This is a genomic window from Halopelagius longus (genome assembly GCF_900100875.1).
In the GTDB taxonomy this organism is placed as follows: domain Archaea; phylum Halobacteriota; class Halobacteria; order Halobacteriales; family Haloferacaceae; genus Halopelagius; species Halopelagius longus.
In genome coordinates this window covers 422,460-446,724 of the sequence record NZ_FNKQ01000002.1, presented here as the reverse complement: position 1 = coordinate 446,724, position 24,265 = coordinate 422,460, and the positions used below count along the sequence as shown (strand labels likewise).

30 protein-coding genes are annotated in these 24,265 nt (G+C 66.8%); 13 read left to right on the top strand and 17 right to left on the bottom strand.

Annotated elements, in window-relative coordinates:
- Positions 1-52 precede the first annotated feature (52 nt).
- Positions 53-1,225, top strand: a complete 1,173-nt coding sequence (locus tag BLS11_RS08035) for a M24 family metallopeptidase (protein ID WP_092535696.1) — start codon at positions 53-55, stop codon at positions 1,223-1,225.
- A 45-nt stretch (positions 1,226-1,270) separates the two neighbouring features.
- Here BLS11_RS08035 and BLS11_RS08030 read toward each other — a convergent pair whose 3' ends face one another.
- Both BLS11_RS08030 and BLS11_RS08025 read right to left on the bottom strand, forming a co-directional pair.
- Positions 1,271-1,777, bottom strand: coding sequence for a hypothetical protein (locus BLS11_RS08030; RefSeq protein ID WP_092535693.1), 507 nt, complete (start codon positions 1,775-1,777; stop codon positions 1,271-1,273).
- A gap of 282 nt (positions 1,778-2,059) precedes the next feature.
- On the bottom strand, positions 2,060-2,905 hold the full coding sequence (locus BLS11_RS08025; RefSeq protein WP_092535690.1) for an SDR family oxidoreductase: 846 nt from the start codon (positions 2,903-2,905) through the stop codon (positions 2,060-2,062).
- A 157-nt stretch (positions 2,906-3,062) separates the two neighbouring features.
- Here BLS11_RS08025 and BLS11_RS08020 point away from each other — a divergent pair, with 157 nt between their 5' ends.
- The 4 genes from BLS11_RS08020 to surE all read left to right on the top strand — a co-directional run bounded on the left by BLS11_RS08020 (position 3,063) and on the right by surE (position 6,632).
- On the top strand, positions 3,063-3,824 hold the full coding sequence (locus tag BLS11_RS08020) for a prephenate dehydrogenase/arogenate dehydrogenase family protein (protein ID WP_092535687.1): 762 nt from the start codon (positions 3,063-3,065) through the stop codon (positions 3,822-3,824).
- Positions 3,821-5,254, top strand: a complete 1,434-nt coding sequence (locus BLS11_RS08015) for a small ribosomal subunit Rsm22 family protein (protein WP_092535684.1) — start codon at positions 3,821-3,823, stop codon at positions 5,252-5,254. Before BLS11_RS08020 ends, BLS11_RS08015 begins: the two co-directional genes overlap by 4 nt.
- 102 nt (positions 5,255-5,356) lie before the next feature.
- Entirely contained in the window at positions 5,357-5,740 is a 384-nt protein-coding gene (locus BLS11_RS08010) for an ACT domain-containing protein (protein WP_092535681.1), read from the top strand.
- Positions 5,741-5,822: 82 nt separating this feature from the next.
- Positions 5,823-6,632, top strand: coding sequence for a 5'/3'-nucleotidase SurE (gene surE, locus BLS11_RS08005; RefSeq protein ID WP_092535677.1), 810 nt, complete (start codon positions 5,823-5,825; stop codon positions 6,630-6,632).
- Here the strand turns inward: surE and BLS11_RS08000 are convergent.
- The 3 genes from BLS11_RS08000 to BLS11_RS07990 form a co-directional block, all read right to left on the bottom strand.
- Complete coding sequence (locus tag BLS11_RS08000; protein WP_092535674.1) at positions 6,624-6,803, bottom strand: hypothetical protein; 180 nt, start codon at positions 6,801-6,803, stop codon at positions 6,624-6,626. The genes surE and BLS11_RS08000 overlap by 9 nt on opposite strands.
- A gap of 38 nt (positions 6,804-6,841) precedes the next feature.
- Positions 6,842-7,456, bottom strand: coding sequence for an HAD family hydrolase (locus BLS11_RS07995; RefSeq protein WP_092535671.1), 615 nt, complete (start codon positions 7,454-7,456; stop codon positions 6,842-6,844).
- 80 nt (positions 7,457-7,536) lie between these two features.
- Positions 7,537-8,382 (bottom strand): manganese catalase family protein, encoded by an 846-nt coding sequence (locus tag BLS11_RS07990; RefSeq protein WP_092535668.1) that lies wholly within the window; start codon positions 8,380-8,382, stop codon positions 7,537-7,539.
- Positions 8,383-8,709: 327 nt separating this feature from the next.
- On the opposite strand from BLS11_RS07990, the gene BLS11_RS07985 reads away from it, so the two are divergent.
- On the top strand, positions 8,710-9,009 hold the full coding sequence (locus BLS11_RS07985) for a hypothetical protein (protein WP_092535665.1): 300 nt from the start codon (positions 8,710-8,712) through the stop codon (positions 9,007-9,009).
- A gap of 66 nt (positions 9,010-9,075) precedes the next feature.
- On the opposite strand, the gene BLS11_RS07980 is transcribed toward BLS11_RS07985, so the two are convergent.
- Positions 9,076-9,768: a hypothetical protein gene (locus BLS11_RS07980; RefSeq protein WP_092535662.1), complete on the bottom strand. Its 693-nt coding sequence runs from the start codon at positions 9,766-9,768 to the stop codon at positions 9,076-9,078.
- A 102-nt stretch (positions 9,769-9,870) separates the two neighbouring features.
- On the opposite strand from BLS11_RS07980, the gene BLS11_RS07975 reads away from it, so the two are divergent.
- Positions 9,871-10,413, top strand: coding sequence for a YdcF family protein (locus BLS11_RS07975; RefSeq protein ID WP_092535659.1), 543 nt, complete (start codon positions 9,871-9,873; stop codon positions 10,411-10,413).
- 62 nt (positions 10,414-10,475) lie between these two features.
- The gene (locus BLS11_RS07970) at positions 10,476-11,450 is read left to right on the top strand and encodes a DUF7972 family membrane protein (protein WP_092535656.1); all 975 of its coding nucleotides are present in this window, start codon (positions 10,476-10,478) and stop codon (positions 11,448-11,450) included.
- A gap of 29 nt (positions 11,451-11,479) precedes the next feature.
- Here the strand turns inward: BLS11_RS07970 and BLS11_RS07965 are convergent, their stop codons facing one another.
- The 3 genes from BLS11_RS07965 to BLS11_RS07955 form a co-directional block, all read right to left on the bottom strand.
- Positions 11,480-12,019: an HPP family protein gene (locus tag BLS11_RS07965; RefSeq protein WP_092535653.1), complete on the bottom strand. Its 540-nt coding sequence runs from the start codon at positions 12,017-12,019 to the stop codon at positions 11,480-11,482.
- A gap of 71 nt (positions 12,020-12,090) precedes the next feature.
- A complete protein-coding gene (locus tag BLS11_RS07960; RefSeq protein ID WP_092535650.1) occupies positions 12,091-13,344 on the bottom strand; it encodes a chloride channel protein in 1,254 nt (417 codons plus the stop codon).
- Between the two features lie 77 nt (positions 13,345-13,421).
- Entirely contained in the window at positions 13,422-13,844 is a 423-nt protein-coding gene (locus tag BLS11_RS07955; protein WP_092535647.1) for a universal stress protein, read from the bottom strand.
- Between the two features lie 135 nt (positions 13,845-13,979).
- Here BLS11_RS07955 and BLS11_RS07950 point away from each other — a divergent pair, with 135 nt between their 5' ends.
- Positions 13,980-14,984, top strand: coding sequence for a sodium:calcium antiporter (locus BLS11_RS07950; RefSeq protein ID WP_092535644.1), 1,005 nt, complete (start codon positions 13,980-13,982; stop codon positions 14,982-14,984).
- Between the two features lie 27 nt (positions 14,985-15,011).
- Here BLS11_RS07950 and BLS11_RS07945 read toward each other — a convergent pair whose 3' ends face one another.
- Positions 15,012-15,569 carry a cupredoxin domain-containing protein gene (locus BLS11_RS07945; protein ID WP_092535641.1) on the bottom strand — a complete coding sequence of 186 codons (558 nt, stop codon included), beginning with the start codon at positions 15,567-15,569 and terminating at the stop codon, positions 15,012-15,014.
- A 140-nt stretch (positions 15,570-15,709) separates the two neighbouring features.
- Positions 15,710-16,426 (bottom strand): PHP domain-containing protein, encoded by a 717-nt coding sequence (locus tag BLS11_RS07940; protein ID WP_092535638.1) that lies wholly within the window; start codon positions 16,424-16,426, stop codon positions 15,710-15,712.
- 66 nt (positions 16,427-16,492) lie between these two features.
- Between BLS11_RS07940 and BLS11_RS07935 the strand changes: the two genes are divergently transcribed.
- Positions 16,493-16,834: a hypothetical protein gene (locus BLS11_RS07935; RefSeq protein ID WP_092535635.1), complete on the top strand. Its 342-nt coding sequence runs from the start codon at positions 16,493-16,495 to the stop codon at positions 16,832-16,834.
- Positions 16,835-16,929: 95 nt separating this feature from the next.
- Positions 16,930-17,478 (top strand): type 1 glutamine amidotransferase domain-containing protein, encoded by a 549-nt coding sequence (locus BLS11_RS07930; protein ID WP_092535632.1) that lies wholly within the window; start codon positions 16,930-16,932, stop codon positions 17,476-17,478.
- Between the two features lie 18 nt (positions 17,479-17,496).
- Here BLS11_RS07930 and BLS11_RS07925 read toward each other — a convergent pair whose 3' ends face one another.
- Positions 17,497-18,180 (bottom strand): haloacid dehalogenase type II, encoded by a 684-nt coding sequence (locus BLS11_RS07925; protein WP_092535629.1) that lies wholly within the window; start codon positions 18,178-18,180, stop codon positions 17,497-17,499.
- A 64-nt stretch (positions 18,181-18,244) separates the two neighbouring features.
- Positions 18,245-18,451: a hypothetical protein gene (locus tag BLS11_RS07920; RefSeq protein WP_092535626.1), complete on the bottom strand. Its 207-nt coding sequence runs from the start codon at positions 18,449-18,451 to the stop codon at positions 18,245-18,247.
- A 135-nt stretch (positions 18,452-18,586) separates the two neighbouring features.
- On the opposite strand from BLS11_RS07920, the gene BLS11_RS07915 reads away from it, so the two are divergent.
- Entirely contained in the window at positions 18,587-19,285 is a 699-nt protein-coding gene (locus BLS11_RS07915) for a universal stress protein (protein ID WP_092535623.1), read from the top strand.
- Between the two features lie 61 nt (positions 19,286-19,346).
- On the opposite strand, the gene BLS11_RS07910 is transcribed toward BLS11_RS07915, so the two are convergent.
- Positions 19,347-20,081 carry a universal stress protein gene (locus tag BLS11_RS07910; RefSeq protein WP_092535620.1) on the bottom strand — a complete coding sequence of 245 codons (735 nt, stop codon included), beginning with the start codon at positions 20,079-20,081 and terminating at the stop codon, positions 19,347-19,349.
- Positions 20,081-21,526, bottom strand: a complete 1,446-nt coding sequence (locus tag BLS11_RS07905; RefSeq protein ID WP_092535617.1) for an APC family permease — start codon at positions 21,524-21,526, stop codon at positions 20,081-20,083. The genes BLS11_RS07910 and BLS11_RS07905 overlap by 1 nt, the downstream gene beginning before the upstream one ends.
- 186 nt (positions 21,527-21,712) lie before the next feature.
- Here BLS11_RS07905 and BLS11_RS07900 point away from each other — a divergent pair, with 186 nt between their 5' ends.
- Positions 21,713-22,297, top strand: a complete 585-nt coding sequence (locus tag BLS11_RS07900) for a hypothetical protein (RefSeq protein WP_092535614.1) — start codon at positions 21,713-21,715, stop codon at positions 22,295-22,297.
- 10 nt (positions 22,298-22,307) lie between these two features.
- On the opposite strand, the gene BLS11_RS07895 is transcribed toward BLS11_RS07900, so the two are convergent.
- Together BLS11_RS07895 and thiC are read right to left on the bottom strand one after the other, a co-directional pair.
- Complete coding sequence (locus BLS11_RS07895; protein WP_139172785.1) at positions 22,308-22,643, bottom strand: hypothetical protein; 336 nt, start codon at positions 22,641-22,643, stop codon at positions 22,308-22,310.
- A gap of 125 nt (positions 22,644-22,768) precedes the next feature.
- Complete coding sequence (gene thiC / locus BLS11_RS07890; RefSeq protein WP_092535608.1) at positions 22,769-24,217, bottom strand: phosphomethylpyrimidine synthase ThiC; 1,449 nt, start codon at positions 24,215-24,217, stop codon at positions 22,769-22,771.
- Positions 24,218-24,265: the final 48 nt, after the last annotated feature.

Below are 24,265 nucleotides of genomic sequence, written 5' to 3'. Positions count from 1 at the left end.
CGGGAGTTCCGCGATGCGTGACGATTTAACCGACGAGGGCCAATCGCGGGCCATGGAACCGGACCTCTCGCTTCTGGACGAGTACCTCGCGGACCGCGGACTCGACGGCTACCTCGTGAACGCGGCCAGCACGGATTCGACGCAGCGGTACGTCTCGGGCTTCGACGCGCCCGACCCGTTCGTCACGCTCTACACGCCGGAGCGAACGTCGCTTCTGGTCTCCTCGCTGGAGTACGGCCGCGCGAAGAAGGAGTCCCGCGCCGACAGGGTCGCCCGCCTCGTCGAGTACGACTACCGCGAACTCGCCGCCGAACACGGCTCCGCGGAGGCCACCGCCCGCGCCGTCGCCGCCTTCCTCGACGACGAGGGCGTCGAGTCGGTGGCGACGCCCGACCGCTTCCCTCTCGGCCCGGCGGACACCCTCCGCGAACGGGGCGTGACGGTCGAACCCGAGACGGAGGACGTGGTGACGGAGATTCGCGCGACGAAGACCGACGAGGAGGTAGAGCACGTCCGAAACGCTCAAGACGCGAACGAGGCGGCCATGCGCGCCGCGGAGACCCTCCTCGCCGACGCCGACGTGCGGGACGGAACGCTCGTCTACGAGGGGGACTCGCTCACCGCCGAACGGGTCAAAGAGGAGATAGAGCTCACCCTCCTCCGGCACGGTTGTGCGCTGGACGAGACCATCGTCGCCTGCGGCGCGGACGCCGCGGACCCGCACAACCGCGGAAGCGGCCCCCTCAGAGCGGACGAACCCGTCATCGTCGACATCTTCCCGCGGTCGAAGGAGACGAAGTACCACGCCGACATGACGCGGACGTTCCTGAAGGGCGACGCCTCCGAGACGGTCCGCGAGTGGTTCGAGTTGACCGACGAGGCGCGGACGGCGGCCCTCGACGCCGTGGAACCCGGCGCGACCGGGGCGGACGTTCACGGGGCGGTCTGCGACGTGTACGAGGAAGCGGGCCACCCGACGCTCCGGTCGGACCCGACGACGGAGACGGGATTCATCCACTCGACGGGCCACGGCGTCGGACTCGACGTGCACGAACGCCCGCGCGTCTCCCTCGACGGCGGCGAGTTGAAGCCGGGACACGTGATAACGATAGAGCCGGGGCTGTACGACCCCGAGGTGGGCGGCGTCCGCATCGAGGACATCGTCGTCGTCACCGAAGACGGGTACGAGAACCTCACGTCGTACCCGGTCGAACTCGTCGTCTGAAAAGGGAGGGCAGTTCGAGAGCTAGTCGTTCGAGGGGTCGAGAGTTCAGTCGTCCGAATCCGCCGTCTCGCCGCCGAGTTCCGACCACCGCGACTGCGCGTGCGACCACTCCGCGAGGAGCGATTCGAGCGCTTCTGCGGTCTTCGGCGTCAGCACGCCCGCCGCCTGTCGGACCACCTCGCCGTCCTCGATGAGGAACGCGTAGATGGTCTGTTCGCCGAGGAGGCCGAGGCGGCGTCGGAAGGCGCTCTTGTCCACGGGGACGAGCACCGTCCGGTCGTGGAGTTTCCGCCGGGCGTTCGCCGGCGAGAGACCGCCCGTCGCCGTCGGGGGGAGCATCCCGCTTCGACTCCCGGAGACGAACAGTTCGTAGTAGGAGAAGTGGTCGTACTCGTCTTCGAGGTCGTTCGCGAACCCTCGCCACGAGTCCACGAGCGACTGTTGGCGTGCGTGAAAGCTGATGACGACGAGCGTCTGGTCCCCCTCGAAATCGTCCGGCAGTTTCACTCGCTGGCCGTCGGTGTCTCGCCCCGGGACCGAAGGGAATCTCATCGGTACGTCTAATGTGTCTACTACAGTATAAAACTACGCACCTGTCAGCGTGAGTTTATACGTCTGACGGCCGAAAGACGCTGTTTACGGCAGATACTGGAGGTTCATCGAGACGGGTTCGAAACGGACCGCCATGTACTAAAACTGAAACGTGAGGTGCATTCCCCCCTTCGTGGGCCGCACCTAGCGTCGCACGCTTACTAACCCCAAATCGTCCGATGGGCGTCTCCCTTTTAACGTTATGCGTCTGAATATCACACTTGATATTGGTAGTGATACCAACTACGCGGGACGCTCGAAGTCGGGGTCGAACAGGCGGGCGGACATCGGCCCGGGGTCGGCGTCCTCGACGACGTTGTACCGCGAGAAGTCCTCGACGCCCTCCTCGCGGAGAATCGCCTCGTCGTAGAAGGCGTTGCCCGTACACTCGGCGGGGTCGCGCCGGAGAACCGCCTCCACCGCGTCGCAGACCACCTCGGGACGCCGCCAGTCCTCCTCCGTGCCCATGCCGAAGTGCCGCGTCGCTTCGCTCTCGACGGCCGCGACGGGCCAGAGGGCGTTGGCGGCGACGCCGTCGTCGGCGAGTTCCCCGGCCAACGACTGCATCGTCACGGTCATCCCGTACTTCGAGACGGCGTAGGCGGCCATCCCCGGCCGAGAGGGGTCGGTGACGGGCGGCGAGAACGCCAGAACGTGCGCGTGGTCGCTCTCTCGCAGGTGCGGGAGGGCGGCGTACGTCGTCGCGTACGTCCCGCGCACGTTCACGTCGTTCAGCAGGTCGAACCGCTTCGGCGGCGTCTCCTCGAACGGGGCCATCTGTATCGCGCCGGCGTTGTTCACCACGAAGTCGAGGCCGCCGAACTCCTCGACCGTCTCCTCGATTGCGGCCTCGACGGACTCCTCGTCGCGCACGTCTATCTGCCGCCAGATGGACTCGCCTCCCCTCTCGCGTATCTCCTCCGTCGTCTCGACGATAGTTCCGGGGAGGTCGTCCCGCGGTTCGACCGTCTTCCCCGTCGAGACGACTTTGACGCCGCGGTCGGCGAGGTGAAGCGCCAACGCCTTCCCGATTCCCCGACTCGTCCCCGTGATAAACGCTACACGCCCGTCGAGTTTATTCGATGGCATGTGCACACGTACCGCGTGCGAGTACTTCACGTTACCCCGCGAGACGAGGAGGGCGACGGTCGTCGGGCGCGCAGGGAGGCGGGGTCGCCGGGAACCCGGCGCGAGACGGGGCGCGCACCGAACTCCTTTTGACGCGCCCGGTGCGTAGTCGGCGGCGATGGAGGTACTCGTCGTCGGCGCGGGCGCGATGGGCCGTTGGGCCGGGGAGACGTTGGCCGCCGAGTTCGACGTGGCGTACGCCGACAGGGACCCCGGGGCCGCCGAGGCGGCCGCCGAGTCCGTCGGCCGGGCGGTTTCGCTCGACGCCGAGGAGTCGTTCGACGCCGTCTGTCTGGCCGTACCCATCTCTACCGTCCGGGAGGCGGTCAGAGAGCACGCGCCGAAGGCGGAACGCGCAGTGGTGGACGTGACGGGCGTGATGGACGCGCCCGTGGCGGCGATGCGGGCGGCGGCACCCGACCGCGAACGGGTCAGCCTGCACCCGTTGTTCGCGCCGGAGAACGCTCCCGGCAACGTCGCCGTCGTCGCCGACGCCCCCGGCCCCGTCTCCGACGCGGTTCTCGATGCGGTGGCCGACGCGGGCAACGAGGTGTTCGAGACGACGGCGACGGAGCACGACGCCGCGATGGAGACGGTGCAGGCGGGCGCGCACGCGGCCATCCTCGCGTACGCACTCGCCGCCGAGGACGTGCGCGAGGAGTTCGCCACGCCGATATCCGCCGGCATGGACGAACTCGTCGAGGCGGTGACGACGGGGACGCCCCGCGTCTACCGCGAGATTCAGGAGTCGTTCCCCGGCGCGGACCGGGTGGCGGAGGCGGCCCGGCGCCTCGCCGACGCCGACGGCGAGGCGTTCGAGGAGTTGTACGAGGAGGCGGCCGGAGACGGCGCATTCGGGTCCGGAGGTGAACGCCGGTGATAGACCGCGAGGCGGTTCGCTCGAACGCGAAGTACCTGCGAAACGTCCGGCCGATAGACCCCGAGGAGATCTGCGAGTACATCGAGGGAACGCCCCACCCGGCGGTGGTCAGACAGACCCTCAGGGAGGAGGCGTACGACCTCCGCTTGGTCGAACGCGACGACGGGACGTTCGTGCCGGCGAACGACGACCCCGCGCCCCTCGAATCGTGGACCCCCACCGAGTTCCCCGAACAGTACGCGTTCGCGTTCGAGGACGTTCTCGTCGGACGCCGCGGCGTCAACTGGCACCGCGGCGACGGCGGCGACGAACTCAGAGAGACGATTCGCCGCCTGAAGGAGGACTACTACCGGCAGAACCCCGTCGAGTACGACGGGACGGCCGCACTCGGCTACGGTCTCTATCACCTGCCGGACTACTACGCCGCCGTCGGCTACGTCCTCGACGATTTGGCGGAGACGGGCCACCTCCCGCGCGTCTGCCGCGTCCTCGACGTGGGCGCGGGCACCGGCGGCCCCGCGTTGGGCCTGCACGACTACCTGCCCGACGACGCCCTCGTGGACTACCACGCCGTCGAACCGTCCGCCTCCGCGGATATCCTCGAACGGATGCTGGAGGAGACGGGGCCGAACTTCCGGACGACGGTCCACCGCGAGACGGCGGAGGACTTCGACGCGCGGGGCGTCGTGGACGGCGCAGACGGCGACGACGCCGACGAGTTCGATATCGTCCTCTTCGCGAACGTCCTGAGCGAACTGGACGACCCCGAATCGGTCGTCCGGAAGTACCTCGACGTTCTCGCCGACGAGGGGTCCGTCGTCGCTCTCGCGCCCGCGGACCTCAACACCAGCGTCGGCCTGCGCGAGGTGGAACGCGCCGTCGCGCCCCCGGACGGAAACGTGACCGTCTACTCGCCGACGCTCCGCCTGTGGCCGGGGGAGGCCCCCTCGGACCGCGGGTGGTCGTTCGACAGGCGCGACGACATCGACGCGCCGTCGTTCCAACGGCGATTGGACGAGGCGGGGGAGGACGACGGCACGTTCCTGAACGAGACGGTGCAGTTCTCCTACTCGGTTCTCCGGACCGACGGCGTCCGCCGCCGCGAGGTGACCGCCTCCGTCGACCGGTTCGCCAAGATGGCCGAGATGGACCGCCACGTCACCGAGCGAATCGACCTCTTGGCGGTGAAACTGAGCCGGAACCTCGCGGAGGACGACGACGCCAACCCCCTCTACAAGGTGTCAGACGGGAGCGAGTCCGTCGGCCACTACGCCGTCTTGACCAAGCGCGACGCACTCAACGAGGAACTCGCGCGCGCCGACTACGGCGACGTACTGGCCTTCGAGAACGTCCTCTGTCTGTGGAACGACGACGAGGAGGCGTACAACCTCGTCGTGGACGACGGCACGGTCGTCGATAGAGTCGCCTGAACGACGCGAACGGCGTCCGGCGAACCGGGGCCGGAGCGCCGACCGTCGCGTCGGCCGATTCGAGGAAGACAGCCATAAGTCGCGACGGATTCCACTTCGGATATGGAACCCGCGGAGTACTTCGACGGCGGGACCGTCAGCGTCTCCGAGAGCAGATACGCCGTGCTCAAGGCGACTCGAGACGACCCGGACGCGTTCGCGTCCGTCCGGGACGGCGACGAGACGACCGTCGTCGTCGAACAGGACGCCTACGACGAGGAAGACGCGATAGAGGCGGAGGAGGGGTGGCGGATACTCACGTTCGAGATGACGCTCCCCTTCGAACTCGTCGGCTTCTTGGCGGCGGTCGCCGGCGCACTCGCCGAGGAAGGCGTCTCCGTCTTCGCTCTGTCGGCGTACTCGACCGACCACGTCCTCGTCAAAGACGACGACATCGAACCGGCCGTCCGGAAACTCGAAGCACTCGGCTGCCGCGTGGAGCGGTGAGGGTTCGCGGTCCGAACCTCGCCGTCGCGGACGTTTCCGCGCTAAGCGGTACACCTTTGCGCCCCCCGTCGGAGTGTGAACCATGAGCGAGTCGCTCTCTATCCTCCTCACAAACGACGACGGCATCGACAGCGTGGGCTTTCGCGCGTTGTACGACGCCTTCGAGGAGTTCGCGGACGTGACGGCCGTCGCGCCCGCGGAGGACCAAAGCGCGGTCGGACGGCAGATGTCGAAGGACGTGGACGTGTCGAGACACGAACTCGGCTACGCCATCCACGGCACGCCCGCCGACTGTACTATCGTCGGGTTGGAAGCGCTCTGTCCCGACGTGGACTTGGTCGTCGCCGGGTGTAACAAGGGCGCGAACCTCGGCGCGTACGTCCTCGGCCGGTCCGGAACCGTAAGCGCCGCGGTGGAGGCGGCGTTCTTCGACGTGCCCGCCATCGCCGTCTCGTTGTACGTCCCGGACGGAGACGACGGCGTGCCGTGGCACGAGAAGGCGACCGACCCCGAGGACTACCGGAACGCGACGGACGCGGCGACGTACCTCGCGAAGCACGCACTCGGCGCGGGCGTCTTCGAGCAGGCGGAGTACCTGAACGTGAACGCGCCGATGCCCGCCGGGGACGACTCCCCCGCGCCGTTGGAGGTGACGACGCCCTCGACGCTGTACGACATGACCGCCCGGCGTGACGACGAGAACGGTCGGGTGACGCTCCACGACGGGGTGTGGGAGCGGATGCGCCAGAACGACCTGCCCGACCCGGAGGGGACCGACCGCCGCGCCGTCGTCGAAGGGCGCGTGTCGGTGTCGCCGCTAACCGCGCCGCACACGACCGAACACCACGAGTCGCTCGACGCACTCGCGGAGACGTACCTCGACTCAGTCTGAGCGGTCGGAGTATCCGGACGGCGTACTCGCGAGGCCGACGATCGCGGCGGGGACGAGGGCGAGAAACGCCCACGAGGCCATCGTCGCCGTATCGCCGCCCGCGGCGTACGACGATAAGACGCCCGCACCGGCGACGAGGACGAACACTGCGATACCGAGACGACGACTCATTACCCTCCCTGCGCGAAGCCCACGTAAAAACGTTCGTACTATCCTGACTGTCGGGTTCGCGCACAGTCGAGGGCGTCCGGAAGGTCGCCGAACCCGCCGCCGTCGTACCGGTAGGCGGTCCAGCCGGCGTTCTCCGCCCCGCGAACGTCCGACTCCGAGTCACCGACCATCGCGTACTCCTCGGCGGGGAGGCGGTCCTCTATCGCGCGGTACGGCGCGGCGGACGGCTTGTGCGCGCCGACTTCGTAGGAGGCGACGACGGCGTCGAAGTAGTCGTACAGGTCGTGCGTCCTGAGTTTGTGGACCTGCCACTCGGGGACGCCGTTAGTGAGGACGCCCAGTTCGTACTCCTCGGCCAAGCGTTCGAGGTCCGCGTGCGCGCCGTCCGGCGGTCGGAACGACTCGCACTCGCGTTTCCGAAGCGACTCGACGAGCGACTCCGGGTCGGAACAGCCGTCTATCCGGGAGAACGCGCCGCGAAACGGGTCGGGCTCGCAGGCGGAGAACAACTCCCAGAACGCCTCGTCGTAGGCGTCCAACCACTCCGGTCTGACCTCGCCGGTCGCCGCCTCGAACGCGTCGGAGAGCACCTCGCGGTAGGGGCGCGTCGCGCGGAGAAGCGTCCCGTCGAGGTCGAACACTATCGCGGTCACGGGCGGCGATTCGAGGCGGCGCGAGAAAAAGATAGCCGGAAGGACGGACGGCGACGTCGCGTCGGGGGAGCGTCGGCGCGTCAGTCCTCGCCCTTCTCTTTGACCTCGTTGTGCGTCTCGGGGTTCGCCTTCGGAACGCTCCGTTCGCCGCCTTCGAGGTCCAGTTCGTGCAGGAGGGAGAACTCGCCCTCGCCGTCCACCGACATGCCCTCGGTCCACGGCGCTTCGTAGTCGGCCTTCTCGCGCATCGTCGAGAGGAACGAGTAGTTGTACTCTTCGAGTTCCTTGGCGTCGGGGAAACTGTCCGGAATCGGCAGGTGGTCGTGGGGGTCCTCGGGGTCACCGAGCGACTGCACCGCCTTCAGGAACTGGTTTTGGTGCATCGTGTCGCGGGCGATGAGGTACGCGAGCATGTCCTTCATGCCCGGGTCGTCGGTCATCTCGTACAGGCGGGTCGCCAGAAGGCGGCCGGTGGATTCGGCCATGACGTTCGCGTACAGGTCCGCCGCGAGGTTTCCGCTCGCGACGACGTAACTCGCGTTGAAGGGATTGCCGTTCGCGTCCACGGGCATCGCCTTCAGGCCCGACGAGAGGTACTGCCGCGGCATCATGCCGGACATCGTCGCGTTGATGACGGGGTCGTCCGTCATCTCGTCTTTCAACTGCGTCGGCGCGCCTTCGAGGTTCTTCGTCACCGCCGTCGCCAGCATCTCGATGTGGCCTATCTCCTCCGTCGCCGTCTCCAAGAGCAGTTTCCGATACTCTTCGTGTTCGTCCGGGACGCCCCAAGACTGGAAGAGATACTGGAGGCAGACGCGCATCTCGCCTTCGACGCCGCCGATGGCCTCCTGCAGCATCTTCGCGAATCTCGGGTCGGGCTCTTCGACTTCGACGGGGTACTGCAGGTCGTTGTCGTGGTAGAACATCCACGTCGTCGGTCGCCCGCCACGTAAAAAATCCATATGGCTGACATTACAGACAGTCGCAACTGTCGTACGTTGGAATCCGGTAGAGAGTGACTATATCGGACCAATACACGAATTCATCACGTGCTAACATCGCGGTCCGATGGCGGACGTATCGTTATCTATAGATGAATTTCACCGCCGAATCCACGGGCGCGGTCCCGTCCCGACGGTGTTCGAGGAGTCGTGCGGCGTCCGCGCGCCGAACGTCCACCGAAATCGACAGGTATCGCGCTCGAACGGTGCCCACAAGGGTATAGTGGCGACCACCGAAACTCTGTGTCCGTCATGCCAACCCCCGAGGAGAACCACGAAATCGCGCTCGACGAATCGAGCGACAGAGAGGACCGCGAGCGAGCGATAAACCAGCTCGAGGCGGCGAACGAGTGCGACATGCTGGCCGATTTGGTCCGGAGCGACGGCCTCGAAGACGCATTGCGAAAACAGGCGTTCGAGAGCCTCGCGCACCCGCAGTGTAAGCCGACGCTCGAAACCCTCGTCGAGAACGGCGAGGTGCCGGAGGCGTTCGAGGGCGACGGCCGGACGCTTCTGGAACAGACGCCCGACGACGCCGGGGCCGGACCGTAAGGTCGCCGGATGCGCTCCGAACGCGGCGCAGTTCCGGTTCTCGCGGCAGTCGAGGAGCGACTCCACTTAGCGTACCGTCGCCTCGCCGGTCGAATTCGCGTCGAGGTACGCCTCTAACTCGCCCTCGTACGCCTCGAACTCGGCGAGCAGTCGGTCGTACTCCTGGCGGGCGGCGTCGGCACCGCGGTAGGCCGCGACGGACTTCAGCCTGTTCCGCATCGCCTTCCCGCAGGCGGCCGTCTCCTCGTACCAGTCGTACCCGCACTGGATCATCGCGTAGTGGATGACCGCCCAGAAGCCGAACGCGCGCGGGTTCACGTCGCGTTCGTCTCCGACCGCCGGAAGCCCCTCCTCGAACTCCCGGAGGTACGCCAGCGAGAACTCCGAGACGAGGGGTTTCAGCCGGTAGTCCCACTCGCCGCCCGCCTCGCCCTTGGCGTCCCGTTGCTGTTCGAGGAGGCTGTCGTACCCCATCTCGTCGTACGTCGTGAGCGTCCACGAGTCGAGACCCTCGAATCGGTCCCACGCCTCGGATTCGGTCTCGACGAGGGCCTCGGGGTCACCCTCGAACACGAGACGTACTAAGCCGCCGTCCGGCCCGGCGTCGTACCCGGCGAACTGCCGGTACGACCAGAACCACCCCGTCTCCCAGTGCGCCGCCGTCCCGAATCGCTCCCACGCCTCGGGCAGGTACGCTCGGACGAACCGCGCCTCGGTGTCGGCCGACTCGAACAGGAACTCGATGTCCGCTCCCGTCATGGGCGAGAGTGACAGCCATTCGAGACATATACTTTCGGGACGCGTCGGGCGGGGCGACGGATTCCACCGCCACTTACGTCGCCGCGTACGCGGTGTCCAGCCATGGTCGTGATTACGCTCGGACAGCGATTGACCGGCGCGGAGGTACACCCCCACCTCCGCCGGCGCGTCGACCTCTCCATCGACGTGTTTCGGGAGACGGACGCCCCGTACCTGATATTCACCGGCGGGGAGACGAACCCGGACGTTCCGACGTCGGAGGCCGAGGCGATGCGCGACTACGCGGTGACGCGCGGCGTCCCATCGGAGAGGGTACTGGTGGAGTCGAACGCCCGCGACACGCGGGAGAACGGCTTCTTCGCGCGCCTCCTCGTGGACGAACTCGACTGGGGGGGCGACACCGTCCGAGTCGTCAGTTCGTGTCTGCACCTCCGCCGGGCGAAGTACATCTTCGAGCGGTGTTTCGGCGACGACTACGAGATAGACGCGAGTCGCTGCGTCGAACCGCGAGCGTCGATAGACCCGGAAATGACGTTCTCGGAGGAGGAGATTCGGCGGATGTCGGAACGGGACAGGGAGTTCTTCGGGGGGACGACGCCGGGCGACGTGGCGGAACTGCGCGACCTGTTCGAGTATCGGGGATGAAACCGCCGTACGGGGCGCGACGGCCGAGGAGTCTTTTGAAACCGATCTCCTACTCGATGCCGATGTCATCGAAGGAGGAGTCTCTGGCCTCCAAGGGAAAGTGGAGAGAGTGGTTCTTGCTCGACGGCAGCAGAGTCGTCGTCGCGGGGATAACGGCCCTCGTTCTGTTCGTCTTCGTCGCCTCGCTGAGTCTCTCGGGGCTGAGCCCTTTCGTGAGTAAACAGCCCATCTACTACGTGTACGGCGGACTGATTAGCGGTAACCTCACCGTCATCACCGTCGTCGTCTCCATCAGCCAACTGTTGCTCTCGCGGGAGTTAGGCACGCCCGACGAACTGGAGTCGCAGATGGAGGGCGTCATCGACTACCGGACGGACGTCGAGGACGCCGCCGGGCGAATCGCCCCGGTGGAGCCCCTGGGCTTCCTCCAGTTGGTCGTCGAGAACACGCGGAAGGCGGCCCAGGAGTTGGGCGGCCTCTCCATCGCGGAGACGAACGACCAGGTGTACGGCGAAGTCGACGCCGCCGTATCGCGGGTGACCGAGCAGTTAGACCAGACGGACGGGCTCCTCCAAGAGTCGGACGCGTCGACGTTCCACGTCCTCTCTGCGACGCTCACCACCAACTACGCGAGAGATATCAACCACCTCCGCCGGATCAAATCGAAGCACGGCGACAGCCTCCCGGGGCACGTGAAGGAGGCGATAGACAGGCTCATCGACGACCTCCAGCGTATCGACGTCGCGCGGCAGTACTTCAAGTCCATCTACCTCCAACAGCAACTCGCTGAACTGTCGCGTCGCCTGTTCTACGTCGGACTCCCCTCGGTGACCGTCGTCGCGTCCGGCTTGTTCCTGTTCACCGCCTCGTCGGGGGCGTCCGTCCCGTCGTTCGTCGTCCCTCTGTTGGTCCCCGCGGTGGTGACTGTCGGTCTCATCCCCCTCTCGGTCCTGTTCGCGTACATCCTCCGCATCGCCACCGTCACGAAGCGGACGGCGGCGACGATTCCGTTCACGACGCCCGAACAGGAACAGTGAAGGCCCCTCCGTCGCGCGTGCCCCTTCGGTCACTCCGTCGATTCGACGTCGTCGCCCGCCGCGGACGGTACGGAAGCGTCGCCGACTATCCGCTCGAACGCCCACAACACGCCCAAGTGCGCTTCGACGAGGATAACGACGCTCGCGACGATGATGGCGACTTCGGTCAGAGACGAGAGCAATCCGAGCGAGACGATGAGCGTCGTCGCGCAGGCCGGCGCGTGCTTCGTATCGGTCGCTATCATCCCCCAACTCGTCAGGACGACGGAGAGAAACCCGCTCGCGGCGAGTCGAAGGCCTTCCACAGAGAGTCCGGGCGGGGACGTCGTGAGCACCGTCCCCGCGGCGAGGAGCCAGTAGGCGAACAGTCCGCAGACGCAACCGATGAGGTGTCCACCGACGATTCGGTACGTCCTCGTCCGTTCGCCGCGACGTTCGAACGCGAGGATGAACGCCGACGGTCCGAGACTCGGGAAGATGAACGGGTGTCCGCTCACCCATCCGACGAGCCCGAGGATGCTGAACAGAACCCCCGCGTACAGGCTCGTCCCCACTCGCCGCCGGTTCATACCTCTCCGTCGTTCCCCGCCCTGTTCAACACTCTGACCGAAACGGTTCGAGCGCTCGTCGCGCGGAGCGGTCAGTCGTCGGAGATGTGGAAGTTCGGAGACTCGGAGCGCGGCGCGGCTTCGTCGAGGAACCGCACGGACGGACTCGCTCCGAACGCCACGAGCGATGCGAGGAACACCGGCGTGATGCTCGCTCCGTCCGTGAGTGCGATGGCGATGAGCGCCGAGGAAAGCGGCGTCCCCGTCACGACGGAGTTGAACGCGGCCATCCCCGCGAGCGTCGCCAACACGGGCGAGAGGCCGGGAACGACCAACGCCGCCGCTTGACCGACGAGCGCCCCCATGAACATGTGCGGGATGATGAGGCCGCCGATCCAGTTGCCGTGAATCGTGAACCCGGCGGCGACCATCACCGCGGCGAGCGTGAGCATCAACCCCTCGGGACCGAGCGACGCACCCCGTTCCAACAGGACGTTCATCTTCGAACCGCCGTAGAAGTACGACAGCGGAACGAGCCACCCGAGCACACCGATGACGCCGCCGGCGAGCGTCGTTCGGACGTAGACGGCGAGCGACAGCCGGCGAAACAGCCGTCCTATCGCCGAGAACGTCTTCGAGTACACCAGTCCGAACGGGATACAGAGGAGACCGACGGCGACGGCCCATCCCAACTGCGCGGGGGTCAGCGGCATGATAGACGCCGTCCTCCACGCGGGGAACAGTTCCATTCCGCCGAGGGTAACTTCGGTGAGGTAGCCGGCGAACGAGGCGACGAACGTGGGGACGATGGCTTCGTAGTACTCCAGTCCGCGTTCGTGGGGGAGTTCTAACCAGAGCAGTGCGCCGCCGATGGGCGCGCCCAGAATCGCCCCGAACCCCGCACCCATCCCCGCGAGGGTCAGCAACTTCGTGGAGTTCTCGAACTCGAACAGTTCGGAGACGTACGTCCCGAACGACCCGCCGACGACCGACATCACGCCCTCGGGGCCGGCGTTCTGCCCGGCGACCAGACCGACGAGACCGACGGGGATGATGGGGACGTTCTCTTCGAGTTCGACGCGCCCCTCGGCGTGGAACTGCTGGACGAGGGTGGAGAGCGCCCCCGGGTAGAACGTCGCATAGAGGATAGCGCCGATGAGGATGCCCGCGACGACGCTGACCGGGACGCGCCAGTACGGCGCGGCCAACGCCTCCCAGAGGTGGTGCTTGACGAAGAGCCAGACGAGACGGAAACCGGTGGCGACGAGGCCGACGCCGACGCCCAAGACGGCGGCGACCAGAAGCATGTGGTGGAACTCGCGTTCGTTCAACCGGACGGTGTCCATTAGCGGCGGCTACGGGGTCGAGGGAGGCTTGATTTACGTTCTCGAACGCTCCCCTCCGCCGTCCGACACGTACTCTACTACCGCTGTATCGCGAGAACGGGGGTCTCCCCGTCGCGGATGACCTGTTCGGTGACGCTCCCTCTGAGAAACCGGCCGACGCCGGACCGAGCGTGGGTGCTCATCACAATGACGTCGATGTCGTTCTCCTCCGCGTAGCCGAGAATCGTCCGGTCGGGGGTCCCGATTTCGACCGCGCCGACGGCGTCGACGTCCCGCGAGAGGGCCTCTTCGACGATGCGTCGCGTCGAGTCGGTCCCGCGTTCGCGGAGCGTGTCCAGCTTCTCGTCGCCTTGTCCGACTATCGTGGCGCTTTCGCTGTTCGTGACGACCGAGAGGACGTGAACCGTCGCGTCGTACCGTTCGCCGAGGCTGTACGCGTGCTTCGCCGCGTCCATCGCCGCCTCGCTTCCGTCGGTCGGAACGAGTATGGCATCGTACATAGGTAGCATAGAGACCGGAGAGAACTAATATGCTGGCGGGGGTTTCGAGTCCGCACCGCCGCCGCGGGGCGACCGATCGTGGCTCTCGACGGGAATCGAACACGTATTTTACCGAGTGCCGAGACGGGCCACGTCGTGAACGGACTGTTCGCCTACCTCGCGTTGGCCGTCGTCTCGACGGGCGTCATCTGGAAGGGGAGCGAACTGCTCGAACGCGCCGCAGAGCGCCTCAGCAAACACTTCGGCCTGCCGGTGGCCGTCCACGGCGCGGTCGTCGTCGCCATCGGGTCGAGCTTTCCGGAACTGAGTTCGGTCGTGCTCAGCACCCTGCTCCACGGCGAGTTCGGACTCGGCGTCGGAGCCATCGTCGGGAGCGCCATCTTCAACCTGCTGGTCATCCCGGCCGCGTCCGCACTCGCCAGCGAGCAGTTGGAGACGACGCGCGACATCGTCCACAAGGACGCGCAGTTCTACATCATAAGCGTCCTCGTCCTGTTCATCACGTTCGCCCTCGGCGCGACGTACGTCCCCGGCGGGACGAACGCCGAGGCCATCCTCACCCCGGCGCTCGTCCTGATGCCCCTCGCCACGTACGGCATCTACGTCTTCCTCCAGTACCAGGACGCCCGCGACTACATCGCGGAACCCGTCCGCGTGAACGTCCCCCGCGAGGTGGGAGCGCTGGCCGTCTCGCTTCTCCTCATCACCGTCGGCGTCGAGGGCATCGTCCGCGCCGCCCTCGGCTTCGGGGAGATATTTAACACGCCGAGTTTCCTGTGGGGACTGACGGTCATCGCCGCCGCGACGAGTCTCCCGGACGCGTTCGTCAGCGTGCGCGCGGCGCAGGTCGACGAGAGCGTCACCAGCCTCACGAACGTCCTCGGGAGCAACACGTTCAACCTCCTCGTGGCCATCCCCGTCGGCGTCCTCCTCGCGGGACCGACGACGGTCAGTTTCCTCGCCGCCGTCCCGATGATGGGCTTTCTCGCGTTCGCGACGCTCGTGTTCGTCATCGTGACCCGCACCCACCTCGAACTCACGGACCCCGAAGCGTACGGGCTTCTCGTCCTGTACCTACTGTTTCTCGCGTGGATGACGCTCGAAACGCTCGGCGCTATCGAGACGGTTCGCGGCATCTGACCGGAAACCGAGCGGAGTAAGGCTCGGTCAGTTCCCGTCGCCGCGTTCGGTCCGCTCCTCCGTCTCGGGCGGTCGTTCGTCCGTGCCGAGGACTTTCAGGGCGACGGCGAAGGCGACGGGCGAAAGCGCCGCCGCGCCGAGTCCGCCGCCGACGATGAGAGCGTCCTCGGGGACGGTTATCGTCCCGGCCGTCGGGTCGCCGACGACGATGGCCCCGCGCATCGCACTCGCCGGCCCGGACGTGCACCGGTACTTGCTGACGCCGTTACCGTCGAACGTGAGCGAGTAGACGGACCCCACCTCCTCCCGCAGACCGCTATCGATGCCGTGGTCGGGGTCGGAGACGTCGTGCGCGCCGCCGTTTCCGGGTGCACCGACGGCGATGCGGACGACGTCCTGTCCGGTCGCATCGAGGGTCGCCGCGTAGTTTTCGGTCTCCGCGAACCACTCGCCGTAGTCCGGTTCGACCGCGAGTCGCTTTCCGGTCGCGGCGTTTCCGACGACGACGGCCCCCTTCATCCCCATCGCCTCGTGGGGGTCGCACGCGTAGTACGAGAATACCGAGTGACCGAAGAAGCGTCGCACCGCGCCGCAGTGCCTGATTTTTCCGCCGTCTCAGAGCGGCGAGCGACCGGTCTGCCGGAGGGCGCCCAACACGTCCAGATTGAGCCAACTCCCAGTTATCTCTCCGTCCGCGACGTGTAGACGTTCGCACGGCCGGGCGGTCACAGCAGGTTCGGCGCGCGTCGTCGGAGCGCCCACCCCGTCTTCCGCCCCGCGCCGACGAGGTAGTGGTGCGCGCTCCGCAGGAGGGGTTGACGGCGGCCGTGCACCTCCGCGCTGTCGTCGTCCATCGCCTCCACCACGTCGTCGCCGTCCACTTCGGCTTTCGACTCGGCGTCGGGAATCGCGAACTCCGTGAACGCGCGCCCGAGATACCCAGCAGAGTGGGCGTCGCTGGCGGCGACGCCGGGGTAGCCCTCGTTCTCGGCGAACCGCTTCGCCCGGCGGTTCCGGTAGCCGGTGAACACCCACGAGTTGAACACCTCGACGGCGTCGCAGTCCGTGATTCGCCGCTTTCGGACGCCGTGGCGGGTGCGCTGGAACGGGTGGGGGACGACGGCGACGCCGCCCGACTCGCGGATGGTCTCGACCGTCTCGTCGAACGGCCGTCGGGGGTCGGGGCGTTCTTCGACGCCGATGGCGAGGACGTGCCCCGCGGCGGTGGAGACTTCGACGCCCGGGATGCCGACGAGGCCGTACTCGGGGGCTAGCTCGGCGGCCCGGAGCGACTCGTCTATCTCGTCGTGGTCGGTGACGACGATGCCGTCCAGTCCGATGTCGTCGGCCTGTTCGAGGAGCAACTCCACCGGTTCGCGGCCGTCGTAGGACCCCTCCGAGTGGACGTGCGGGTCGATAGCGACGGTGACATCGCCGGCCATAGGGCTTCGAGGTAGCGCGGCCACAATACCAATACTTTCGGCCCCGGTAGCAGGGGTCCCGAGACGATGCCCCGCGAGATTACGTTGGAGTCCGAAGAGTGGTACGTCCTCTGTAACTGGTTGCGTTCGCGGGAGAACAAGGCGATGTACGCCCTCCGCTCCCGGTCCGAGGAGTGGGAGTACGTCTACGAACTGCGGCGGTCCATCGAGACCCAACTGGGTGACGCGGCGGAGACGGACGCGACCCTCCGGACGGTCGCCCTCTCGGACGCGAGCGTCGCCTACCTCGATCGGTTTCTCCGACGGCGAGCGCTCCTCCTCCTGTTCAAACCGTGGCGGGACCGAGAGCGACGGGACGTGCGACGCCTCCGACGCCAACTGCTCGTCCGCGCCGACACCGACGGGTGAGTCCGCCCGCGACGCCGTCGCCGCGGCGTCGTCGGGGGGAAGAACGGTTCGCCACACGACTTAGGGGAGTCGAAGCGCAGTTTCGAAACGAGACCATGACTGCACTCGACGACACGAACGTGGCGATTCTTCTCGCGCCCGCGGGGACCGAAGAGGTGGAGTTCACCGAACCGCGGCAGGCCGTCGAAGACGCCGGGGCGAACGTGGACGCGGTCGGTCCGGAGGCGGGCGAGGCCCAGACCGTCGAGAGCGACCTGAACTCGGCCGGGACGTACGAGGTGGAGAAAGCCGTCTCCGACGTTTCCGCGGACGACTACGACGCGTTGCTCGTCCCCGGCGGCACCGTCGGGGCGGACAAACTCCGCGGCGACGAGGGAACGGTGTCGTTCGTCCGCGAGTTCTTCGAGTCCGAGAAGCCGGTCGGAGCCATCTGTCACGGTCCGTGGGTGCTCGTCGAGGCCGACGTCGTGGAGGGGCGGACGCTCACCTCGTACCCGAGCCTCCAGACCGACATCCGAAACGCGGGCGGCGAGTGGGTCGACGAGGAAGTCGTCACCGACGGGCGGTTGGTGACGAGTCGGAAACCGGACGACCTCGACGCGTACTGCGAGCAGGTCGTCGAAGTTTTCGGCGAATCCGAGTAAGCGGGGCGAACCGCGCCGTCAGACCCCGAGTTCGTCGGCGAACTCGACGAACGTCTCGACGGTCAGGTCGGGGTCCGCCTCGTACGGACCCCAGAGCGTGTCCTGCCGGTTCACCCAGACGCCCTGCATCCCGGCGTTCATCGCCCCCGGCACGTCCCACCACCCCGCGGCGACGAACGTTATCTCTTCTATCGGCGTCCCGATTCTGTCGGCGGCGTGTTCGTACAGGCCGGGGTCGGGTTTGAACTGCTGGATCTCGTCGGCGCTCACCGTCTCCGCTATCAGGTCGCCGAGGTCCGCGTGGTCGACCATCGATTCGAGCATCTCCTCGCTGCCGTTGGAGACGACGTAGAGGTCGTAGCCCGCGTCGTGCAGTCGTTCCATCCCCTCGTGAACGTCGTCGAACACCGGCAGTTCGTGGTACGTCGAGAGCACCTCCTCGCGTTCCTCCTCCGAGAGGTCGACTCCCAGCGTCTGGAGGGCGTACCGGAGGGCGTGGCGGTTCATCTCGAAGAACGAGTCGTACTCCCCGATGGCGTTCCCGACCGTCGCGTACAGAAGCGACCGGTTCCGCCAGAGTTTCGAGACGGCCTCGGGAGACTCGACGTGCTCCGAGAGCGGTTCCGCCACCGCCGTGACGTCCACGATGGTCCCGTAGGAGTCGAACGCGATGGTCTCGGTTGCATCCGGGTCGAAGGACATGGTCGGTTGCACGCCCCGAGAGTCGAAGTACCTTGGGACCAAATAGCACAGGTGACTCGCCGCCCTACTCCTCGCGTCGCAGAAGCGTGTTGACGACGCTCGCCACCATGTACGCGAAGACGACACCTAACAGAACCGTGACGGCGAGGAAGACGCCGTTATCGAGGGTCGCGAGGCCGACGTAGAAGAAGTAGACGAAGCCGAAGAAGACCACGCTGACTCCCGACAAAGCGCGGAGTTCTCTGCCGTCGAACTGGACCTCTTTCAGCATCGTGTGCGCCTCCCGTTCCACCGAGAAAAATCTTCGCGACCGCCGCAGGGTCGGTGCCGTCGCCGGAACCCCCGTTCGTCTAATCGAAAAAACACTTCACTACGTCGCCCGTACCTCGGCGTAGGTGATTTAACAATGTCCTCTCCGACGCTTCTGGTCCCCATCGAATTCCCCGACCCCGACCCGCTTCCGTCCTCCTTCGTGGGCGGGTTCACCTCCTGTCGAGTCATCCTCCTCGGCCTCTACGAGATGCCCAACGACGTGGACCCCGACGAACGGCAGCGACGCGAAATCGAGGCGAACTACACGCTGTACTCGCTGGCCCACCAGTTCGTCCGCACCGGCGAAACCGCGGAGGTCGAACTGGTCGTCGGGCAGAACTTGGAAGGGACGCCGACGGCAGTCGCCGAAGAACGGGACGTGGACGCGCTGTTGGTTCCGAACCCGATTACGCACCTCGGCAGAGTCCTCATCGCCGTCCGCGACGAGACGTTCGCCGAGTCCATCGCCGAGTTCGTCGGGACGCTTGACGAGGACGTCATCCACCACACGACGCTTTTAAACGTCACCGACGCGGGCGACGTAGACGAGAAAGAGGAGATGCTCTCCTCGCTGAAAGACAGGCTGGTCGACGCCGGGTTCTCGAAGTTCTCCATCGACACGGAGGTGGTCGAGTCCGACGACCCGCCGTTCGAGATAAGTCAGAAGTCGCGCGACTACGACCTCATCGTGATGGGCGAGACGGGAGAGCCCACCTTCGAGCGGGTCTTCGGCAACACGTACCAGACCATCGCCGACCAGACTCACCTCCCAGTGGTCGTCATCAGAGAGTGAGTCCCGACGCGCGCCGGCGTCGTTTCTCCACCTCGTGCACCCGCACGACCCCGCGAGTCGGTCACTCCCCGGCGTCCGAGTCGCCCGCGCGCCTGACGACGACCACCGGACCGAGCGACTCGGCGGCGACTTGGTCGGCCGTCTCGCCGAAGAGGAACGACCGGAGCGACGGTTCGCTCTCGCCCATGACGACGACGTCGTGGTCGGCGGCCGCCGCCGCGATAGTTCGGACCGGCGTGCCGGAGACGGCGACGTCCGTCCCGATTGCGCCGGACGCGACGCCGCGGTCCCGTAGTCGCGTCGCCGCGTCCTCCACCATCGACCGACCCGCCGGTTCGGACGACTCGTCGTCGGCGACGTGGTAGAGCGTCACCTCGATGTCGCGGCCGCCGAGCATCGACGCGACGAACGCCGTGACGCGGGCGACGTCCACCTCCCCGCGGACGGGGACGAGCACCCGTTCGACGCGGGAGGAGGGGTTCGGGACGAGTATCGCTCCGCACCCCGTCTCGTCGGCGACGCGGTTCAGCGTCTGTTCCTCGTCGTGGGTGAACACGAGGCGGGTCTCGCAGGCGCTTCCGGCCTCGCGGAAGTCGCTCGCCACGTCTTCGAGTATCGCCTGCGCTCGGTCCTCGTACTGCATCCGCGCCTGCCCCGGCGGGGTCTGTTCGGGCAGCACGTGGTACCCCAGAGCGACGACGGAGAGCGTCGATAGCAACTCGACGACGGAGGCGGGGACCGTCTCGCCTTCGAGGACTTCCAACGGCACGAGTACCGTCCAGTCGGTGTCTGACATTAGAGTACCCCCTTGAGTTTCACGTCGCGAGCGTAATAGAGGTACCAGCCCGCGGAGAGAAGCATTATCGCGGCCCCGATTAGTTGCGAGGCGGGTTGCATGAACCCGATGAGCGCGAAACTCGCCAATCCGCCGAGGACGGGAACGACCGGATAGCCGGGGACGCGGAAGTCGGGGTCGTACCAGTCGGGTTCGTCGCGGCGAAGCGCGAGGAGTGCGACGCACATCAGTCCGTACATGACGAGGTGGAGGAAGGAGGCGACTTCCGCGAGGACGTCCACCTCGCCTAAGAGGATGAGCGCGAGAATCGGGCCGCCGGCCATCCCGAGTGCGACGTGCGGGGTGCCGTACGTCAGGTTGATTCGACTCGCGGCGCGCGGCAGGAGCGCGTCCTTGCTCACCGCGTAAATCGCGCGCGAGGTGCTGAGAATCGACGCGTTCGCGCTCGACACCGTCGCGAGCAACCCGCCGACGAGGATGACGAACGCCCCGAACGGTCCCATGAAGCTCTCCGCGACGGTCACCATCGCCGTCTCCCCGAGCGTCGAGAGGCGTTCGCTGCCGAATGCGCTGACAGCGACGAAGATAGTCGCCACGTACAGTACGCCGACGATGAGGACGGACCCGACCATCGCCAGCGGGAGGTTCTTCCCCGGCTGTTTGATTTCGCCGGCGACGGTGGCCACCTGCGCGAACCCGAGGTAGGACGTAAACACCAACGCGGCGGTGGTCAACACCGGAAACGCCCCCTGCGACAGGAACGGTTCGCTGATGGGTTCGGGGTCGCCGACGAACCCGAGCGCCGAGAGGCCGCCGAACGTGAGGAAGCCGACGATGATGACCAACAAAATCCCGACCACGCCGTTCTGGAGTTTCGCCGCGTTCTCCGTCCCGGTGACGTTCAGTGCGGTCAGGAACGCGCCGAAGAGGAGCGCCAACGGGACGACGATGTCGAATCCGCCGAGCGAGACGCCCAGTCTGGTGAGGACGGCCTCCGCGTAGAAGCCGAACCCGACGAGGTAGAACGCGGAGGCGAACACCAAGCCGAACCAAAGCGAGAGGCCGACGATAGCGCCGAACAGCGACCCCATGCCCCGCGAGATGAAGTAGTAGCCGCCGCCGCTTCGGGGCATCGCCGTCGCGAGTTCCGAGGTGGGTAAGGCGACCAGAAGTGCGACGACGGCGCCGATGGCGAACGACCCGGCCGCGGCGGGGCCGGCCTGCCCGGCGGCGATGCCGGGGAACACGAAGATGCCCGCGCCGATCATGGTCCCGACGCCGATGGCGATTCCGCCCCGCACGCCGATGGTGCGTTCGAGTTCCGTCCCCTCCTCGTGGACGGTCGCCTCGTCGGCGGTTTCGGGCCGTTCGACGACCGGAGTCTCGCCGTCCCGGTTCGCGGCCCCGTCCCGTCCAACGTCCGTCTGCTCGGAGACACCGGCCATATAAATGATATCGGGCGTCGGTCCTTTATCGCTGGGGGCGGAATCGGTCGGAAACGACGTAATTCGTACGTTCTGTTACTCTCTCCGTCGGCGCGGCGCGGGCGAGACGGTCACCCTCGCGGCACCGCCGACGGGCGGCGCTTCGTCCCGTACTGTTACGGCCTCGGACGCCCACTCTCGACGGGTATGCCCTCCGAACGGTATCCGAACGTCGCCGTCGCCGCCGACCAGCAACCGAGGGACGCCCCGTTCCGACTCGGCGTCGAGAAGGGACGGGACTTCTCGCCCGACGCCCCCGCCCGGATTCGCGTCACCTTCGAGAACCGCTCCTCGACGGAACAGACCGTCGGGTTCGGCCCGATACCACCCTTCTCCGAGATATGGAGCGAAGGCGACGGCCTGCTGGTCCTCGTTCCGAGCGACGCGGCGGTTCGACGCCACGCCCTCGGAACCGACGAAGAGATACTCCCCGACCGACCGGTCGACGGGTGCTGGCAGACGAACCCCGTCCGCTTCGTCCGCCACGACGTTCTGCGGTGGCGGACGCTCGATGCGGGCGAGCGCGTTCGGACCGAGTACGCGGTGCTCCGCCATCCGGAACGGGAGATACTGGCGGCCACGACGGACGAGTGGGTCAGCGTCCGGTCCGAGAGCGACGGCTGTCTCCCCGCGGGGGAGTACCGGTTCGAGGAGTCGTTCCCGCCGGACCCTCGGACGGACGCCGCGTGGGACGAGTTCGAGTGGGGGTTCTCGCTCGATATCGAAGAGTAGAGAGAACGAGCTACGGAGTGTCCACGACTCGATGCCGCCGGACCAGATAGAGGGATGCGAGCGGCACGTTCAGGAGCGGAACGAAGACGAACAGGTAGAGCAGCGTCGGCGTCCACTCGGAGTGTTCGCTCACGTACCTGCGGTCGTGGTAGAGCGCGAACGGCGCGAACAGGGAGAGCGCGTAACTGACGGCGACTATCGCCGACGCCGCGTCCCCGAGATATCCCGAGACGTGCCCGCCGAGAGACGGCCCGAACGCGATGTTCGTCAGTTCGACCGAAAGCCAGAGGAGAAACAGGACGGGAATCGCCAGAACCGGAATCCACCACCGTCCGGGATACGTCACTCGGCGGGTTCGTATCGGGAGCATGAGTTTTCGCTGATGTCAATCGCGCGCCGTCGGAGATATATCTTCGTCCGGTCGAACCCGGCGCGGCGAGAGTGTCCGAGAGCGTCCGAGAGCGGTCGCTCTCAGTCGTCGCCGTGGGACTCCTCGGGCGTGAACGTGACCCCGCCGACCTCTATCTCGTCGGGGACGCGACTGGTGTCGTGGGTGCCGACCGGCGGGAGGTTCGCCTCCGCGGCGGGCGAGGAATCGAGGTCCGTCTCGCCGTCTATCGACGCCATCTCGCCGTCGGCGTCCCGCGCGTCCCGGTCGATGCGCATCGAGCAGAACTCGACGCCGCACATCGAGCAGAACTGCGCCTCCTTGTAGTTGTCTCCGGGCAGCGTCTCGTCGTGATAGCGCCGGGCGCGTTCGGGGTCCAAGGCGAGTTCGAACTGCCGACGCCAGTCGAACTCGTATCGGGCCTCCGAGAGGGCGTCGTCCCAGTCGCGCGCGCCCGGCAGGCCGTTGGCGACGTCGGCGGCGTGGGCCGCGATTCTGTACGCCGCCAGTCCGTCGCGAACGTCCTCCTCGTCGGGGAGGCCGAGATGTTCCTTGGGCGTGACGTAACAGAGCATCGCCGCGCCCGCGCGTCCGGCCTCGGCCGCGCCGATTGCGCTCGTGATGTGGTCGTATCCGGGTGCAATGTCGGTGACGAGGGGGCCGAGCACGTAGAACGGCGCGCCGTCGCAGACGTCCTGTTGTCGCTCGACGTTGTCGGCGATTTCGTCCATCGGGACGTGGCCCGGGCCTTCGACCATCACCTGCACGCCGCGCTCTCGCGCGGTGCGCGTGAGTTCCCCGAGCGTTTCGAGTTCGGCGAACTGCGCCTCGTCGCCGGCGTCCGCGATGCTGCCCGGGCGGAGGCCGTCCCCCAGCGAGAACGTCACGTCGTGCTCGGCGAAGATGTCGCATATCTCCTCGAACTTCGCGTACAGGGGGTTCTGCATCCCGTTTTCCTCCATCCACTGGGCCAGAATGGAGCCGCCCCGCGAGACGATGCCGGTCGTCCGACCGTCGGTCAACGGGAGGTGTTCCATCAGCACGCCCGCGTGAATGGTCATGTAATCGACGCCCTGTTCGGCCTGTTTCTCGACGACGTCGAGAAGCAGTTCGTGCGTGATGTCCTCGGGGCTATCGACGCGCTTGACCGCCTCGTAAATCGGCACCGTCCCGACGGGGACCGGCGAGTGTTCGACGTTCGCCTCGCGCGTCTCGTCGAGGTTCTCGCCCGTCGAGAGGTCCATGACCGTATCGGCGCCGTAGTGGACCGCCGCGTGGAGTTTCCGCAGTTCACCCTCGACGTCGCCGGTCGTACCGCTGTTGCCGATGTTCGCGTTCACCTTCGTGGCGAACTCCCGTCCGATTATCATCGGGTCGAGCGACTCGTGGGCGCGGTTGTTCGGAATCACCGCCCGGCCGTCGGCGACCTGTCGTCGGACGAACTCCGGGTCTGCGTTCTCTCGTTCGGCGACTCGTTCCGCGGCGGGAGTGATTTCGCCGTCTCGGGCGCGCTGGAGTTGGGTCTTCGCCATTGACAACCTAGTGATACCACTCTGTAATATAGCCTGTGGTGGGGGGAC